The sequence below is a fragment of the Streptomyces sp. NPDC002926 genome (genome assembly GCF_053591755.1).
Genome location: NZ_JBSFUK010000025.1, coordinates 14,588 through 29,572, shown reverse-complemented (window position 1 = coordinate 29,572; position 14,985 = coordinate 14,588). Strand labels below are relative to the sequence as shown.

General features: G+C 68.9%; 12 protein-coding genes. 7 read left to right on the top strand and 5 right to left on the bottom strand.

Translation table 11 applies throughout. From position 1 onward, the window contains the following. Positions 1 to 531, bottom strand: a complete 531-nt coding sequence (locus ACWDZ6_RS27045) for a gamma carbonic anhydrase family protein (protein ID WP_451504905.1) — start codon at positions 529 to 531, stop codon at positions 1 to 3. A gap of 218 nt (positions 532 to 749) precedes the next feature. On the opposite strand from ACWDZ6_RS27045, the gene ACWDZ6_RS27040 reads away from it, so the two are divergent. Then, a complete protein-coding gene (locus tag ACWDZ6_RS27040) occupies positions 750 to 1,493 on the top strand; it encodes an acyltransferase (protein ID WP_366734756.1) in 744 nt (247 codons plus the stop codon). Here the strand turns inward: ACWDZ6_RS27040 and ACWDZ6_RS27035 are convergent. Further along, entirely contained in the window at positions 1,490 to 2,356 is an 867-nt protein-coding gene (locus tag ACWDZ6_RS27035) for an EamA family transporter (protein ID WP_451504904.1), read from the bottom strand. The two genes, ACWDZ6_RS27040 and ACWDZ6_RS27035, sit on opposite strands and share 4 nt — an antisense overlap. Before the next feature lie 94 nt (positions 2,357 to 2,450). Here ACWDZ6_RS27035 and ACWDZ6_RS27030 point away from each other — a divergent pair, with 94 nt between their 5' ends. From ACWDZ6_RS27030 to fxsT, 5 genes are all read left to right on the top strand, one after another. Further along, positions 2,451 to 3,023 carry a helix-turn-helix domain-containing protein gene (locus ACWDZ6_RS27030; protein ID WP_326648432.1) on the top strand — a complete coding sequence of 191 codons (573 nt, stop codon included), beginning with the start codon at positions 2,451 to 2,453 and terminating at the stop codon, positions 3,021 to 3,023. 44 nt (positions 3,024 to 3,067) lie between these two features. Further along, on the top strand, positions 3,068 to 3,622 hold the full coding sequence (locus tag ACWDZ6_RS27025) for a YbaK/EbsC family protein (RefSeq protein ID WP_451504903.1): 555 nt from the start codon (positions 3,068 to 3,070) through the stop codon (positions 3,620 to 3,622). A 593-nt stretch (positions 3,623 to 4,215) separates the two neighbouring features. Then, on the top strand, positions 4,216 to 6,630 hold the full coding sequence (locus tag ACWDZ6_RS27020) for an FxsB family cyclophane-forming radical SAM/SPASM peptide maturase (protein ID WP_451504902.1): 2,415 nt from the start codon (positions 4,216 to 4,218) through the stop codon (positions 6,628 to 6,630). 79 nt (positions 6,631 to 6,709) lie between these two features. Further along, positions 6,710 to 8,050 (top strand): TIR-like protein FxsC, encoded by a 1,341-nt coding sequence (locus ACWDZ6_RS27015; protein WP_451504901.1) that lies wholly within the window; start codon positions 6,710 to 6,712, stop codon positions 8,048 to 8,050. After that, positions 8,047 to 12,018 (top strand): FxSxx-COOH system tetratricopeptide repeat protein, encoded by a 3,972-nt coding sequence (gene fxsT, locus ACWDZ6_RS27010; protein WP_451504900.1) that lies wholly within the window; start codon positions 8,047 to 8,049, stop codon positions 12,016 to 12,018. Before ACWDZ6_RS27015 ends, fxsT begins: the two co-directional genes overlap by 4 nt. A 36-nt stretch (positions 12,019 to 12,054) precedes the next feature. Here the strand turns inward: fxsT and ACWDZ6_RS27005 are convergent, their stop codons facing one another. The 3 genes from ACWDZ6_RS27005 to ACWDZ6_RS26995 all read right to left on the bottom strand — a co-directional run bounded on the left by ACWDZ6_RS27005 (position 12,055) and on the right by ACWDZ6_RS26995 (position 14,292). Further along, entirely contained in the window at positions 12,055 to 12,918 is an 864-nt protein-coding gene (locus ACWDZ6_RS27005) for an alpha/beta fold hydrolase (RefSeq protein ID WP_366734751.1), read from the bottom strand. Between the two features lie 116 nt (positions 12,919 to 13,034). Next, on the bottom strand, positions 13,035 to 13,856 hold the full coding sequence (locus ACWDZ6_RS27000) for an aminoglycoside N(3)-acetyltransferase (RefSeq protein ID WP_451504899.1): 822 nt from the start codon (positions 13,854 to 13,856) through the stop codon (positions 13,035 to 13,037). A 28-nt stretch (positions 13,857 to 13,884) separates the two neighbouring features. Continuing rightward, entirely contained in the window at positions 13,885 to 14,292 is a 408-nt protein-coding gene (locus ACWDZ6_RS26995; RefSeq protein ID WP_366734749.1) for a CoA-binding protein, read from the bottom strand. Between the two features lie 62 nt (positions 14,293 to 14,354). Here ACWDZ6_RS26995 and ACWDZ6_RS26990 point away from each other — a divergent pair, with 62 nt between their 5' ends. Then, positions 14,355 to 14,981 carry a YigZ family protein gene (locus tag ACWDZ6_RS26990; RefSeq protein WP_451504898.1) on the top strand — a complete coding sequence of 209 codons (627 nt, stop codon included), beginning with the start codon at positions 14,355 to 14,357 and terminating at the stop codon, positions 14,979 to 14,981. Positions 14,982 to 14,985 lie beyond the last annotated feature (4 nt).

Genomic DNA, 14,985 nt, shown 5'->3' with positions numbered 1-14,985 from the left:
TCAGGCCTCGTGGGCCGCGCGGTGCTCCTCGGCGAGATCCACATAGACCGCGGCGTTGAGTTTGATGCCCTCGAGCTCCTCCTCGGTCAGCTGCCGCTTGACCTTGGCCGGTACGCCCGCGACCAGCGATCCCGGTGGGACGCGCATCCCCTGCGGCACCAGTGCCTGAGCCGCGATCAGCGAACCGGCACCGATGTGCGCGCCGTTCAGCACGGTGGCGCCCATGCCGACCAGTACGTCGTCCTCGACGGTGCAGCCGTGCAGTACGGCGTTGTGGCCGACCGAGACGCGCTCGCCGACGGTGACCGGGAACCCAGGGTCGACATGCACGGTGCAATTGTCCTGAATATTGCTGCCGGCGCCGATGGTGATCGGCCCGCCGTCGCCGCGGAGCACGGTCTGGTACCAGACGCTCGACCCGGCGGCCAGGGTGACATCGCCGACGACCACGGACGTCGGTGCGGTGAACGACCCCGGGTCGACCTTCGGGGTCCGGCCGCCCACGCCTGAAATCAAAGCCCGCTCCGCCATGCCTGCTCCTTGGTGCTCACCGGTCGCGCGTAGATGCACCGTAGGCGACCGGTCGGGCGGCACTCACGGGAGGGGTACCCGGCCGGCCCGGGGAGACACTCGCCCGCGCCTCGGCACGAGGGCACCGGATCGGTCGTCCGCCACACCGGATGACGCGTGGGGGGAAGATCACAGCACGCCGTGATGATCAGTTCACGTGCACCGACTACCGTGTGCGGGTGCCGAAGAACAGAAACACGTTCTCATCGCTCACCACCTGGCGGCGTCGCGTCCTCGCGTCCGCCGTCCACCGCGGCTGGCGCTGGGTGCAGGAGGCGGGCGCCGTCACCGCCGAGCACCCCGGACGGCTGCGTTTCCGCCGGCTCGGCTCCGGCACCCGGCTCGCCTTCCCGCAGGGCACCGTCTTCGGTGAGGCCTGGATCGAGCTCGGCGACCACTGCATCATCGGCGAGCAGGTCACCCTCACCGCGGGGATGATGCCGGGACTCGATCTGGGCGCCGACCCGATCCTGACCCTGGGCAACGGTGTGGTCCTGGGCCGCGGCAGCCATGTGATCGCCGACACCAGGGTGATCATCGGCTCGGACACGTACTGCGGCCCGTACGTCTACATCACCTCGACCAACCACAGCTACGACGACCCGCACCAGCCGGTCGGCAAGCAGTGGCCGCGCACCGAAGCCGTAGAAATCGGCCCTGGTTGCTGGCTGGGTACCGGCGCGGTGGTGCTGCCCGGCGCGCGGCTCGGCCGCAATGTGGTGGTGGCCGCAGGCGCGGTGGTACGAGGCGAGGTGCCCGACCACTCGGTGGTGGCCGGCGCGCCCGCCCGGGTCGTACGGAGCTGGGATCCGGTTCGCGGCTGGGAGCCTCCGCTGCGTACCCCCACTCCCGTACCGATTCCGGAAGGCGTCACTCCGGAGCAGCTGCTGGCGCTCGGGGACCTGGAGCCGGACGGCTCTTAGCCGCTCGCGAGCAGCACTGTGCCCACGAGTGCGAGACCGGCGCCGGTCGCCTGGACCACGCGCAGACGCTCCTTGAGGATCATGAGTGCGGCGAGCACCGTGATCACCGGGTAGAGGTTCGCGAGGACGGCGGCGATGGTGACGGGCCCGTGCTGAGCGGCGATGGAGTAGGTGCCGTTGGCCGCGACATCGGCGAGGCCGACAAAGGCGAGAGCCGGCAGCGAGGACCGGACGACCCGTATCCCGCCGTTCTCGGGCAGGGCCCGGGCGCCGCGCTTCACCGATACGTACAGAGCCGTGCCGCCGACCGTGACATTGGTGACGCGCTGGACGAAGAGCGCGAGGAAGAGCCCGGTGATGGTGGTCGAGGCCTCGGAGATCAGGGCCATCACCGCGCCGAAACCGAAGGCGGCGAGCAGCGTCAGCAGGATCGCCTGCCGCTGCACCGGTGCGCCGCGCAGCTGAGGGCCGCCCGCCAGTACGATGCCGGCCACGGCCACCGCGATACCGGCGAACTGGAGCAGTCCGGGCCGTTCGCCGATGATCAGCCCGAGACTGACGGGCACGGCGACGCCCAGCGATCCGAGCGGTGAGACCACGCCCATCGGGCCCAGCGCGAGTGCCTTGTAGAAGCACAGCATCGCCACCGGGCCGACCGTGCCTGCCGCGACGGCGTACCAGAGCTGCGGTCCCGCTTCCTGCCTGCCGCCGGTCGCGAGGACGATCGAACCCAGCACCACGACCGCGATCGACTGCGAGGCGACGACAACCGTGAGTGCCGGGACGCGTCGCGTCAGCAGCCCGCCGCCGAAGTCGGCCAGCCCCCAGAGGACGCTGGTGGCCAGGGCGAAGAGTGCGGTCATGACAGGCCCTCGCAGTACAGTGCAGTGAACGTTTGGGTGCACCACACCGTAGTGCAGTCTATTGAACTCTGCCATCCATGATATTGGACGTAAAGTGTCGGACCTCGACCAGCTCACGCAGTCGCTCGCCCGTAATCTCAAGCGCTGGCGCGGCGAGCGGGGGTTCACTCTCGACGCCCTCGCCGCTCGGGCGGGGGTCAGTCGCGGCATGATCATTCAGATTGAGCAGGCGCGTACGAATCCGAGCGTCGGTACGACAGTGAAACTCGCCGACGCTCTGGGCGTCAGCATCACCACGCTCCTCGATTACGAGCAGGGCCCGCAGGTCCGCGTCGTACCTCCGGAGCAGGCCGTACGCATGTGGTCCACTTCGACCGGCAGCTACACCACGCTGCTGGTCGGCACCGAGCGCCGCGGGCCGCTGGAGCTGTGGGCCTGGCGGCTGATGCCGGGCGACGAAAGCGCCTCCGATCCGCATCCCGACGGGACGGTCGAGCTGCTCCATGTCACCGCGGGCGAGCTCACCCTCCTCGTCGACGGCGAGCCGCACTCCCTGCCGGCCGGGACGTCCGCGACCTTCGAGGCGAACGTGCCGCACGCCTACCGCAACGACGGCGAGGAGACGGTCGAGATGACCATGGCGGTCTCCATCCCGCCCGTACGCTGAGACGGCCAATCGCGGGCGGTACGACGGCTGTTAGCGTTGCGCGCATGCGCGCCCCCATCGGAAGCTTCGACGACGCCCGGGCCGCCGTCGACTGTCTCGGCCTACTGCCCCGGCCGGTCGTCGACGCGGTCGGCCGCTGGAGTGGCGAGGTCCCCCTCGAGCAGCTGATCTACGTCGACACCGACCCGGAGATCGCTGACACCGCGGCCTTCGTGGAGCACTACGGGCAGGAGCTGCTCGACGAGTCGGCGAACTGCGTGGTCGTGGCGGGCAGGCGTGGCGGCGGGTCCACGCTGGCTGCCTGCGTCGTCCTCTCGGGGACGCGCGTCGACGTGAACGGCGTCGTACGCCGGCAACTGGGCGCACGCAAGGCCTCGTTCGCCTCCATGGACACAGCGACCGGCGCGACCGGTATGGAGTACGGCGGGATCACACCGATCGGGCTGCCGGCCGACTGGCCGCTGCTGGTGGACTCGGCCGTCGTCGACACCGAGTGGGTCCTGATCGGCAGTGGGCGGCGCCGCGGCAAGTTGATCCTCCCGGGCAAGGCCTTCGCGGCGCTTCCGGGAGCGGTGGTTCTCGCGGGCTTGGGTGTATAGCCGTCGCGGGGAGAGGGGCTGAAGATCTCGATCCAGCACCATTTTTTTGCCGAACTCGCCGAAGAGTAGCCATCCTTGACGACGTCGAGGGATTCTGTCTACGGTCACCCATTCCCTGCTCTCGGCCCACCGGGCAGCGTGATTGAGTGGCGTACGCCGAATGCGACAGATGGGCCGGCCGGCGTCCGGACGGGTCGACCGAAAGGGTGGCTTGTGCGGGTGCCGGCGTACCTGAGACCGTCGACTTTCGTTCTGGCTCCGGGGGGATCGCGCGTATGCAGTCCGCCCGAAAAGCCCGAATTTGTGCAAAATGGGATGGGTGGGTCGTATTTCTATGTCGGGCACTGGCGCCCGTCTATGTCACTCACCCGAAAAGGGGCTCAATGAACACCGCTCTTGTCTCCGCGGCCGGTAGGCCCGGGCCCGCACCCCTCCGGCAGGCGGCCTCTCGTGTGCCGCTGGCCAAGCGGGCCCCCGTCCATGGCAGGGAGCTGCCGGCGACTGTCAGCCGGTTGCTGTCGACCGGTACGGGGTCGAGTCCGGTGGTCGCGACCTTCCAGTCTTCGATCTGAGTGGCCGGATAGATCCACATCATGGACCGGCCATTGCCAGCTCTTACACAGTTCGTACTCAAGGTGCACAGTCGATGCGACCTTGCATGTGACCACTGTTATGTGTACGAACACGCGGATACGAGCTGGCGTGGCCGGCCCAAGGCGGTGCCGGAAGCTGTTCTGGAGCAAGCGGCGGACCGGATCGCCGAACACGCCAGGGCTCACCGATTGCCGACGGTCCACGTGGTACTCCACGGCGGGGAGCCGCTGCTCGCCGGTCCCGGCCGGCTGCGGAAGGCGGCGGAGGAGCTCCAGCGCGCGTTACGCGGTGTCAGTGCGCTCGATCTCAGGATTCACACGAACGGCGTCCTCCTCAACGAGCAGTTCTGCGATCTCTTTGTTGAATCAGGCATCAAGGTCGGCGTTTCCCTGGACGGTGACAAGGCCTCCAACGACCGTCATCGCCGCTATGCCGACGGCCGCAGCAGCCACCCGCAGGTGTTGCGTGCGGTCGCTCTGCTGAATCAGCCCCGATACAGGCACCTGTTCGCCGGGCTGCTGTGCACGATCGATGTCGAGAATGATCCGGTGGCCGTGTACGACGCTCTGGTCGCTCTCGATCCACCGCGTCTCGACTTCCTCCTGCCGCACGCGACGTGGGACGCACCGCCGCCCCGCCCCGACGGATCGGCGACTCCCTACGCGGACTGGCTGGATGTCATATACCGGCGCTGGGACGACGCGGGCCGTCCGGTCCCCGTGCGGATCTTCGACTCCGTACTGCGCACGCTGCGCGGTGAAAGCAGTCTCACCGAATCCCTGGGGCTGGCGCCGGCGGATCTCGTGGTGATCGAGACGGACGGCACATTCGAGCAGGCCGACAGCCTCAAAACGGCCTACGACGGCGCGCCTGTGACGGGTATGGACGTCTTTGCGCACTCGCTTGACGAGGTTCTGCGTCATCCCGGAATGCTCGCCCGCCAGCAGGGAGCCGAGCAGCTGAGCCAGGAGTGCCGTGCCTGCCCGGTGGTCGAGTCCTGCGGCGGGGGCCTCTACGCCCATCGCTATCGAAGCGGCAGCGGCTTCGACAATCCCTCCGTGTTCTGCCCCGACCTGATGGAACTCATCATGAATATCCGTGACAGGGAAGCCTCCGCCCCGGCGCGGCCGGCGGACACCGGCCTCTCCGTTCACACCGGTGATCTCGAGGAGCTGGCCGCCGGTTTCGGTGGCGAGGAGACCGTGGGGCGGCTGGCGGCCGCTCAACTCGAGTTCAACGGCGATCTGCTGGCGGCTGTGCTGGAGCATGCCCCCCGGGAAGACCGCATCGCCGCGCAGGCCGGGGAACTGCTGATTGAACTTGATGCCGCCGCGCCCGACGCGCTGGACGCGGTGGTGGCTCATCCCTACCTGCGGCCGTGGGCCCTGCGAATCCTGGAGGGTTCGGCACCGGCGACCGTCGTGGGCGGTCTTGCGGAGCTCGCTGCTGCCGCCGCGCTCCGGGCCCGACGCGGCGACAGTGTCGTCGTCCCGCTGCGGGAGGGAATGCTGCGCCTTCCCGGCCTCGGCTCGGTGTCACTCACCACATGTGCGGACCACGCCGAAGTCACCGCGGGCGCCGAAGGTTTCTCCGTGCGGGCCGCGGGTCGTGAGCTGTGGATCGGATGGGACGAAGGGGTGGACGGACTCACTCCGCACTGGCAGCCCGTACGACTGGTCGAACTGCCCGGCTGGACGGTGGCGTTGGAGGACACCGACCCACTGCGCGACTCCCATCAATGGCCCGTCGCGCCCCGTCTCTCCCCGGGTGAGGCCAAGATGTGGGCGGAGGACCTGACCGAGGCATGGTCGCTCATCGGGCGTGAACTGCCCGTGTACGCGCCGGGCGTGGCCGCCGGTCTCCGGGCCATCACGCCGTTGCACTCACCGGACGGCAGCGATGTCAGTGCCGCTTCCAGAGAAGCCTTCGGAGCCGTCGGGGCGGCCCGGCCCGATTCCCCGGATCTGCTGGCGCTGCTCATCGTCCATGAATTCCAGCATGTGAAGCTGGGTGCGGTACTGGACAGTCACGATCTCTACGATCCCGCGGACACCCGGACGTTCTACGCCCCGTGGCGCTACGATCCAAGACCACTGGCCGGGCTGATCCAGGGGACGTACGCGCATATCGCGGTGACGGACTTCTGGCGCGTACGACGGCACACGGCGCAGGGCGAAGCGGCGCGAACGGCGGAGGCGCAGTTCGCCCGCTGGCGGCAGCAGACCTCCGAGGCGGTCGAAGTGCTGGCCACGTCCGGTCTCCTGACGCCCCTCGGGGAGCGATTCGTGGCAGGGATGGCGAGCACGGCGCAGGGGTGGTCGGCGGAACCGGTCTCGGCCGACGCCCTGTCCGAGGCTCGGCGCGCGGCCGAGTCCCATCGCGCCGACTGGCAGGCTCGGAACGTGACCCCTTGAGGAGCAGGCGTGTTCGCGCTGTTCCGCCGAGTAATCGACGTTTCCTACACTGAGGATCCATTCACATGGACCGGGGGAGATGTTGGTGCTTGGAGCCATGGGGGCAGGGGGAGTTGGGGCAGAACCGTACTTCTTCCTCAGCTATGCGCATACGCCGAAGAATCATCCGAAGGACAAAGACCCGAACATCTGGGTGGAGAGGTTCTATCGTGATCTGTGCGCCCATGTGCTGCAGCTGACGTCGCTTCCGGCCGGGGTGCCGGCCGGTTTCATGGACCAGCAGATGCAGCCCGGCGAAGGATGGCAGGAGCGGCTTTCGGAGGCTCTGGCCTCCTGCAGGGTCTTTGTGCCGCTCTATTCGCCACGCTATTTCCTCAGTGAGCAGTGCGGCCGGGAATGGTTCGTGTTCTCGACGCGGGCGGCGCACCACCAGGCGCGGAGCAATGGCAGCTCGGTGAGCGGGATCGTTCCGGCGCTCTGGGTGCCGGTACCGGCCAGGCAGCTGCCGCAGCCCGCGGAGCGGCTGCAGTTCAACCATGCGGCTTTCGGTGACGACTACGCCGACGAGGGGTTCTACGGGCTGATCAAGCTCAGATACCTCCGCGACCAGTACGAGCGCGCGGTCTACCTCCTGGCGAAGCGCATAGTCAGCGTGGCGGAGCAGACCCGCATCACCGAGGGTGACCCGCACCAGGACTACGGCGCGATGCCGAGCGCGTTCGGGCCGCCCGGACCGGCACGGGAGATGGAGGTATCGGTACTCGCCTGCTCCCGGTCGGATCTGCCGGAGGACCGAGGCCCCGACTGCTATGGCCCGCGCCCGCGCGACTGGAATCCGTACCATCCGAAGTCGTCCAGGCCGCTCGCCGACCACGCCGTCGATCTCGTCCGGAACCTGGACTACCGGGTGCGTGTCGGGGAGTTCGAGGCCGAGGCCGAGCGGCTGTTGGCCCCCGGCCCGCCGCAGGCGCCAGGACTGCTGCTGCTGGACCGCTGGGCGCTCGACTCCCCGCATCGCAGAGAACTGGTGCGGCGGCTGTGTGCCGAGGAGCGGCCGTGGATCAGCGTCATGATCCCCTGGAACCGCGAGGACCCGGTGTCCCGGCAGCGGGAGGACGAGTTACGTGCGGCGACCGAGGAGTCCCTGGCGCCGCGGCCGGAGGAGAGCGGCGGCCACCGGTCACCGGGTGGCGGACTCCCCACCCTGGAGGCCTTCAGCCAGGAGCTGCCGGGCGCGGTGAACGCGGCGGGCAGACACTACGCGGCTCATGCGCCGACCTATCCGCCGGAAGGGCCCAGCGATCCGATCCCACGCGTTCTTCCGTCGGGAATCGGCTACGGCTCCGGAGTTCGCGCATCCACCGCTCGTCCAGGTGACCAGGCAAAGGACAACGCCGACAACGGGGAGGGGTCGTCATGATGGAGAACCGTCAAGGGACCATTGTCACTTTCTACTCGTACAAGGGCGGCACGGGCCGCACCATGGCGCTGGCCAATGTCGCCTGGATTCTGGCGGCGAACGGCTATCGGGTACTGGCCGTCGACTGGGACCTGGAAGCACCGGGACTGCACCGCTTCTTCCACCCGTTCCTCGATCTTTCCGACCTGGAGGCCACTCCCGGGCTGATCAATCTGATCACCGAATACCAGGAGGAGGCCCGGCGGGCCGCGGAGCGTGAACCCGACTGGCACCGTGAATACGCGCGGGTCAGGCCACATGCGACCTCCCTCAACTGGGCCTTCCCGCAAGGCGGCAGCTTGGACTTCCTCTCCGCCGGCCGGCGCAATCGTGACTATTCGTCGACCGTCGGCAGGATGGACTGGGACGACTTCTACGAGCGTTTCGGAGGCGGCCAGTTCTTCGACGCCATGCGCGCGGACATGCGCCGGCACTACGACTACACCTTGATCGACAGCAGGACCGGACTCAGCGATATCGCCGATATCTGTACCGTTCAGATGCCGCAGGTCCTGGTGGTCTGCTTCACCCTGAGCGACCAGAGTATCGACGGTGCCTCAGCCGTGGCCCGGGACATCGAAGAGCGCTTCCACGACAAACGCATCCGCATCCTGCCGGTGCCGATGCGGATCGACGACGGCGAGAAGGAGAAGGCCGATGCCGGACGGGCGCTGGCCAGGGAGAGCTTTCCCGGGCTTCCCGCCGGACTGAGCAGAGAAGAACTCGCCGGCTACTGGGGATCGGTGGAGGTTCCGTACCGCCCGTTCTATGCCTACGAAGAGATTCTGGCGACCTTCGGAGACGCTCCGAACATCTCCAGTTCGATGCTCACCGCCTGCGAACGGCTGGCCTCCGTGCTCACCGACGGGCTGGTGAGTACGCTGCCGCCGATCGACGAGGCGGAACGGCTCACCCATGTGGCGGCCTATACGCGGCGACGGCCGGTGCCGCCGGCGAATGTGGTGGTGCCGTATGTGGCCGAGGACCAGATGTGGGCCGACTGGCTGGAATGGGTGCTCACCCGCGACGGGGTCCAGGTGATGTCCGTGGACGTCCGTTCGGCGGATCCGGCCCTGGTCGAAAGGGAATTCGCGTCGGGCGGGGCGTACCGCGTGCTCCCCGTCGTCTCGCAGGCCTTCCTCAGCTCGCGCCGGGCCGGGAACCTCTGGGAGTCGTTCATGAGCCTCGACTCCTCCGGCAGCCGCCGTCAGCTGCTCCCGATACGCGTCGGCGACGTACGGCTGAGTCTGCCCATCAGCAGCCGGGGTGTCGTCGACCTCGTACGGCTGGACGAGGCCGACGCGGCCACGGCCCTGCTGTCCGCGCTGGACCGCGGGGATAGGGCCGGCTCGCCCCTGCCGACGGACACGGACTCCGGGGTGCGCTACCCGGGGGCCGTACCCAAGGTGTGGAATGTGCGGCCCCGCCATGCCTGGTTCACCGGCCGTGCTCCCGTACTGGACCGGCTGCGCGACCAGCTGCGCGGCGACATCCGCTCCGCCCGGCGGTTCCCCCAAGTCCTGTACGGGCTGGGTGGCGTGGGCAAGACGCAAGTGGCCAGAGAGTACGCGCACCGATTCCGCGCCGACTACGACCTTGTGTGGTGGGTGGAGGCGGAACAGCCCGACCGAGTGGTCTCGTCGCTCGCGGAGCTGGCCACCGAGCTGGATCTGCGGGCCGGCGATGTGGTCGCCGAGGCGGCCCAGGCGGCGCTGCTGGCACTGCGGCGCGGAGTGCCGTACTCCCGCTGGTTGTTGATCTTCGACAACGTGGAGGATCTCGACCGGGCGCTGGACCTGCTGCCCGAGGAGACCGGCCCGCTGTCCGACGGCGTCTACGGCCATATCCTCGCCACCTGCCGCAACAAGCCGGTGTCGACGCGGCTGGAACCGATGGAGGTGGAGGTCTTCACCCGCGCCGAGAGCGTGGAGCACCTGTGCCGAAGAGTGTCGAAACTGCCTGCCCGGGACGCCGACCGGGTCGCCGAGGCGGTCGGTGACCTCCCGCTGGCGGTGGAAGTGGCGGCCGCCTGGCTCGCCGAGACGGCCACTCCGGTGGACTCCTATGTGGAGCAGCTGAGGGAGCAGAGCACCAAAGTGCTGTCCCTCGGCGATCCCGAGGACCAGATCGGCGCGACCTGGAACATCTCCATCGCGCGGCTCCGCAAGGAGTCCAGGGCGGCGGTGCGGCTGCTGGAGCTCTGCTCCTTCTTCTCCGCGGAGCCGATCTCGATGAAGCTCATCGGCAGTGACTCCATGTTCCAGTCGCTCCTGCCCTACGACCCCGACCTTCGCGAAAGGTACATGCTGGGCAAGGTCATCCAGACGCTGAACCGGTTCGCACTGGCCAAGGTGGACCCGGCGGACAGCAGCATCCAGGTCCACCGGCTCGTGCAGGCGGCCGTGCGGGCCGGACTCACGCCGGAGGAACAGGATCTGGCCAAGCACGAAGTGCACCGCGTTCTCGCGGAGGCCCGGCCCGCGGAGGAGGTGGAACGGGACAATCCGGTGAACGACCCGAAGAGCTGGCCGAGTTTCGACCTGATCTGGCCCCATCTCGGTCCGTCCGGTATCGCGGACTGCGACGAGGAGAACGTACGGCAGCTGATGGTCGACCGAATCCGCTATCTGCTCAAGCGCGGTGAACTGGAGGGCGCCCGGCTGCTGGGCCTGCAGCTGAACAAGACCTGGACCCGTGAGCTGGGAGAGAACGACCTCCAGACCCTGAACATCCGCTTCGAACTCGCCAACGCGCTGCGGGCACAGGGCAAGTATCAAGAGGCCCGCGAAATGGACGAGGACACACTCGCCCGGCAGACCCGTGTGCTCCACGAGACCCACCCCAACGACGACCACCCGAGCATTCTGATCACCACGGGCAGCCTGGCCGCCGATCTGCGGGCCCTCGGGAGGTTCGACGAGGCGCTGGAACGGGACCAGCGGATCTACCGCGGATTACGCCGGATCTTCGGGGAGGACCATCCGCGGACCCTGATCGCGGCCAACAACCTCGCGATCGACTACCGGCTCACCGGCGACAGCGAGAGAGCACGACGGCTGGACGAGGAAACGGTGGAGCGCCGCAGCGAGTTGCTGGGTGTGGACCATCCATTCACCCTGACGACCAAGGGGCATCTCGCCCGTGACCTGCGGGAGACCGGCGAGTACCAGTCCTCCGTGCAGGTCCTGCGGGAGGTGGTGGCCGCGTTCGAGCGGGTGCTGAACGCGGATGTGCCCGAGGTGCTGCGTACCGCCAAGAGCCTCGCGGTCTCCCTTCGCAAGGCCGGCTACCCGCACGAGGCGAAGCGCATCACCGAGGAGACGTACAGCCGCTACCGGGAGCGGTACGGAACGAAGGTGCCCGACGCCCTCGCCTGCGGTCTCAATCTGGCCGCCGACTACTCGGCGGTCGGCGACAAGCAGGCGGCCCTGGATCTCGCCCACCAGATCCTGGACGGGTACCGGGAGACGCTGGGCGAGGACCACCCCTTCACGCTGGCCTGCCGCAACAATGTGACCATCTATCAGCGCGGCCTCGGTGCGGCGGCAGAGGCAGCGGAATCCGGCGAACTCGTCCGTACTGCGCTCGAGGCAGCACTGGGACCGCGTCATCCCTTCACGTTGTGCACCGCGATCAACCTCGCCAACGCCTATGGCGACCTCGGTCAGCAGGACCGGGCAGAGCTCTGGGAACGCGCCGCGCTGGAGGGACTGTTGCGGCGGTACAAGCCGACTCACCCGGATGTACTGGCCTGCCGGTCCAACCTCGCGATCACCCTGCGCTCGGCCGGCCGGGAGGAGGAGAGCAGGCAACTACGGGCTGAAGTTCTCGAGTTGACCGCCAAGCAGCTGGGTATCGAGCATCCGATCACCGAGGCGGCCCGCGCCTGGCGGCGCGTCAACCGCGACCTCGAGCCACAGCCGGTCTGAGGGGCGGCCGGTCCGCGTCGAAGCGGGCCAGCCTGCTCACGAAGTGGCCCAGCTCAGTATGCGGGTGAGCACCCGCAGGGCCGCGAAGTGCGCCGCTCCGGGCTCCACCACCAACTGCGCACCCGGAATACGCTCGGCGAGCCACCGGGTGTGCTGCACCGGTGCGAAGACGTCGTCCTCGCCGTGCCAGAGCAGCACCGGTGAGCTGATGTCCTCGGGCCTGAACTCCCAGTCGGTACTGAACGCCATGACGTCATCGATCCAGCCGTCCGCGGAACTGCGCAGCCCCTCCGCGAAGTTGCGCACCAGCATCGCCCGGATGCCCGCGTCGGCGACGATCTCGCGGTCCGATTCCGTCAGTCCGCGGCGCATATCGGCGACCGAGCCCGTCGGGTCCGCCCGGATCGTCACCGTACGGAACTCCAGCGCGGCGGTCAGCTGGTGATGCCCGGCTGCCGCGTTGACGTACTCGCGGACATTGGACTCGGTCATGCCCTCGAACCAGTCGAGGCCCTGTGCGTCCCGCGGCGCCAGGCCGACGAGCGCCGCCGTCCGTACGGCGCGCTCCGGAATCAGGGCGGCACAGGCGAGTGCGTGCGGCGCGCCGCCGGACCGTCCGACGACGGCGAACTCACCGAACCCCAGCTCGTCGGCGATCGCCTCGACATCGGCCGCGACATGGGCCACCCGCCGCCCCGGTAATCGGTCCGAAGCGCCGTACCCAGGACGGTCGAAGGTGATCAGGTGTACCCCCAGCCGGTACAGCACGGCACTGCGCGGAGCCGGTCCCAGCCGACTGCCCGGGGTGCCGTGCAACAGGAACACGGGTCTGCCGCGGGGATTGCCGCGTTGCTCCACCGCGAGGTCGCGGCCGTCCCGGGTGCGAATCAGCTGGCCCAACTGGTGCCTCCCCCGTACGAGGACCGATGTGCGGCAAGTATGGGCGCACGCCGGGGGCTTGGTATACACCCCCCCACAACCCCGATGGGGTTCCGCGGGCCCCCTGCTCAGCCGGCTCAGCCCGTCGGCGGCACCGCCCGCGCCGTCCGGTGCTCCCGTAGCCAGCCCTGCGCGAAGTCGACGGCGTCGACCAGCCGCAGCAGTCGGCTGTGCGCCGAGCCCACCGGACCCGTCCGTACGCCCGAGCCGCTCGGGCCGCGTTCGAAGTCCGCCCCGAGAGCCGCGAAATCGCTGTCGTCCAGATCCACGTCCTCGTACTCCCACCACCGGCGTCCGCCGTTCGCGGACACCACACAGTGGTAGCTGCGCCTCGGCGGCCCCGGCAGCCGGTACTCGCCGAGATGAAAGGCGGTGCAGGTGTCGAAGCCCGTACCCAGGAGCAGCACTTGGGCCCCCACGTCGTACAGCCGGGCCAGCGGCGACCGTTCGCCGAGGTGACAGTCCGCGTCGTGGTCGGCGACGATCCGCCCGGCGCGTGGTCCGAGCGCCGCGAACGATGTCTGCGGATGGCCGCTGCGCAGTGCCCCAGGAGACAGCCGGACCGTCTCGGCGAGCGCGCCCATCAGCGGTGCGGGTGTGGCCGCCCTGTCGAACGGCGGCATGCTCGCCCGTACGGCCGCCAGGTCCTCCTCGCCGAGACCGCGCACCCGCTCCCGGTAGCTGGGGGAGGTGTCGGAGTTCTCCGTGGTGAAGGAGGGCACCACCAGCGTGCCCTGCGGGCCGAGGGCCGTGCGCAAGGCGCGGACCACCCCCACGGAACCACCCTCCACCGCGCCCACCGTGCGCAGCGACGCGTGCACCATCAGGACGCCGCCCGGCTCGACACCCAGCCCCGCCAGTTGTGCGGCCAGCTGCCCGGTGCTGTGGATCGTGCTCAAATGCGGTTCCCCCTCCGCCGGTCGGCGCTCAGCCGAGCCGTGGGATCTCGATGGCCGGGCAGCGGTCCATGACCATGTCGAGTCCGGCCGCGCGGGTGCGCTCGTACGCATCCTCGTCGATCACACCCAGCTGGAACCAGACCGCCTTCGCGCCGATCGCGGCGGCCTCGTCCGCGACCGGACCCGCCTGGCCGGAATTGACGAAGACATCGACCACATCGACCTCGAAGGGGATGTCGGCGAGCGTGGCGTAACCCTGCTCGCCATGGACCGTCTCGGCCTTGGGGTGCACCGGCACAATGCGCTTGCCGTAGCGCTGGAGGACGTCGGCGACCCCGTGTGCCGCCCGCGCCTCGTTGCTGGAGAGGCCGACCACCGCCCAGGTGTCGCCCGTCGAGGTAAGGATTCTGCGGATCGTCTCTGCGTCTGCGTGCATGCCCGGGACAACGGACGGCCGGCGCGGAGCATTCCCCTCCGGGCGGCGCATAGGGTGGCGGAATGCAGGAGCAGTACCGGACGGTCGCCCGCGAGGGCGTGCACGAGACCGAGGTCAACAGATCGCGCTTCATCTGCGCGCTCGCCCCGGCCGCCACCGAGGAGGAGGCGCAGGCCTTCGTCGCACGCATCCGCAAGGAGCACCCGGCCGCCAGCCACAACTGCTTCGCCTACGTCATCGGTGCCGACGCCGCCGTGCAGAAAGCGAGCGACGACGGTGAACCGGGCGGCACGGCGGGCGTACCCATGCTGCAGATGCTGCTGCGGCGAGAAGTCCGTTATGTCGTTGCTGTCGTCACCCGTTACTACGGCGGTGTGAAACTCGGCGCGGGCGGGCTGATCAGGGCATACGGCGGGGCGGTCGGCGAAGCCCTGGACGCGCTCGGCACCCTCACCAGGCAGCGCTTCCGCCTGGCCACCGTCACCGTCGACCACCAGCGGGCGGGGAAACTGGAGAACGATCTGCGGGCGACCGGGCGGGATGTGCGCGAGGTGCGGTACGCGGAGTCCGTCACCGTCGAGATCGGGCTGCCCGACGCCGGCATCGACGACTTCCGTTCCTGGCTGGCCGACGCCACGGCGGGGACGGCGGGACTGGAGCTCGGCGGTGAAGCGTACGGAGATGCCTGAAGCC

Bases quoted from the DNA above. Each gene is read 5' to 3' on its own strand.
- ACWDZ6_RS27045 (WP_451504905.1), bottom strand. From the start codon at position 531: ATGGCGGAGCGGGCTTTGATTTCAGGCGTGGGCGGCCGGACCCCGAAG.
- ACWDZ6_RS27035 (WP_451504904.1), bottom strand. From the start codon at position 2,356: ATGACCGCACTCTTCGCCCTGGCCACCAGCGTCCTCTGGGGGCTGGCC.
- ACWDZ6_RS27025 (WP_451504903.1), top strand. From the start codon at position 3,068: ATGCGCGCCCCCATCGGAAGCTTCGACGACGCCCGGGCCGCCGTCGAC.
- ACWDZ6_RS27020 (WP_451504902.1), top strand. From the start codon at position 4,216: ATGGACCGGCCATTGCCAGCTCTTACACAGTTCGTACTCAAGGTGCAC.
- ACWDZ6_RS27015 (WP_451504901.1), top strand. From the start codon at position 6,710: ATGTTGGTGCTTGGAGCCATGGGGGCAGGGGGAGTTGGGGCAGAACCG.
- fxsT (WP_451504900.1), top strand. From the start codon at position 8,047: ATGATGGAGAACCGTCAAGGGACCATTGTCACTTTCTACTCGTACAAG.
- ACWDZ6_RS26995 (WP_366734749.1), bottom strand. From the start codon at position 14,292: ATGCACGCAGACGCAGAGACGATCCGCAGAATCCTTACCTCGACGGGC.
- ACWDZ6_RS26990 (WP_451504898.1), top strand. From the start codon at position 14,355: ATGCAGGAGCAGTACCGGACGGTCGCCCGCGAGGGCGTGCACGAGACC.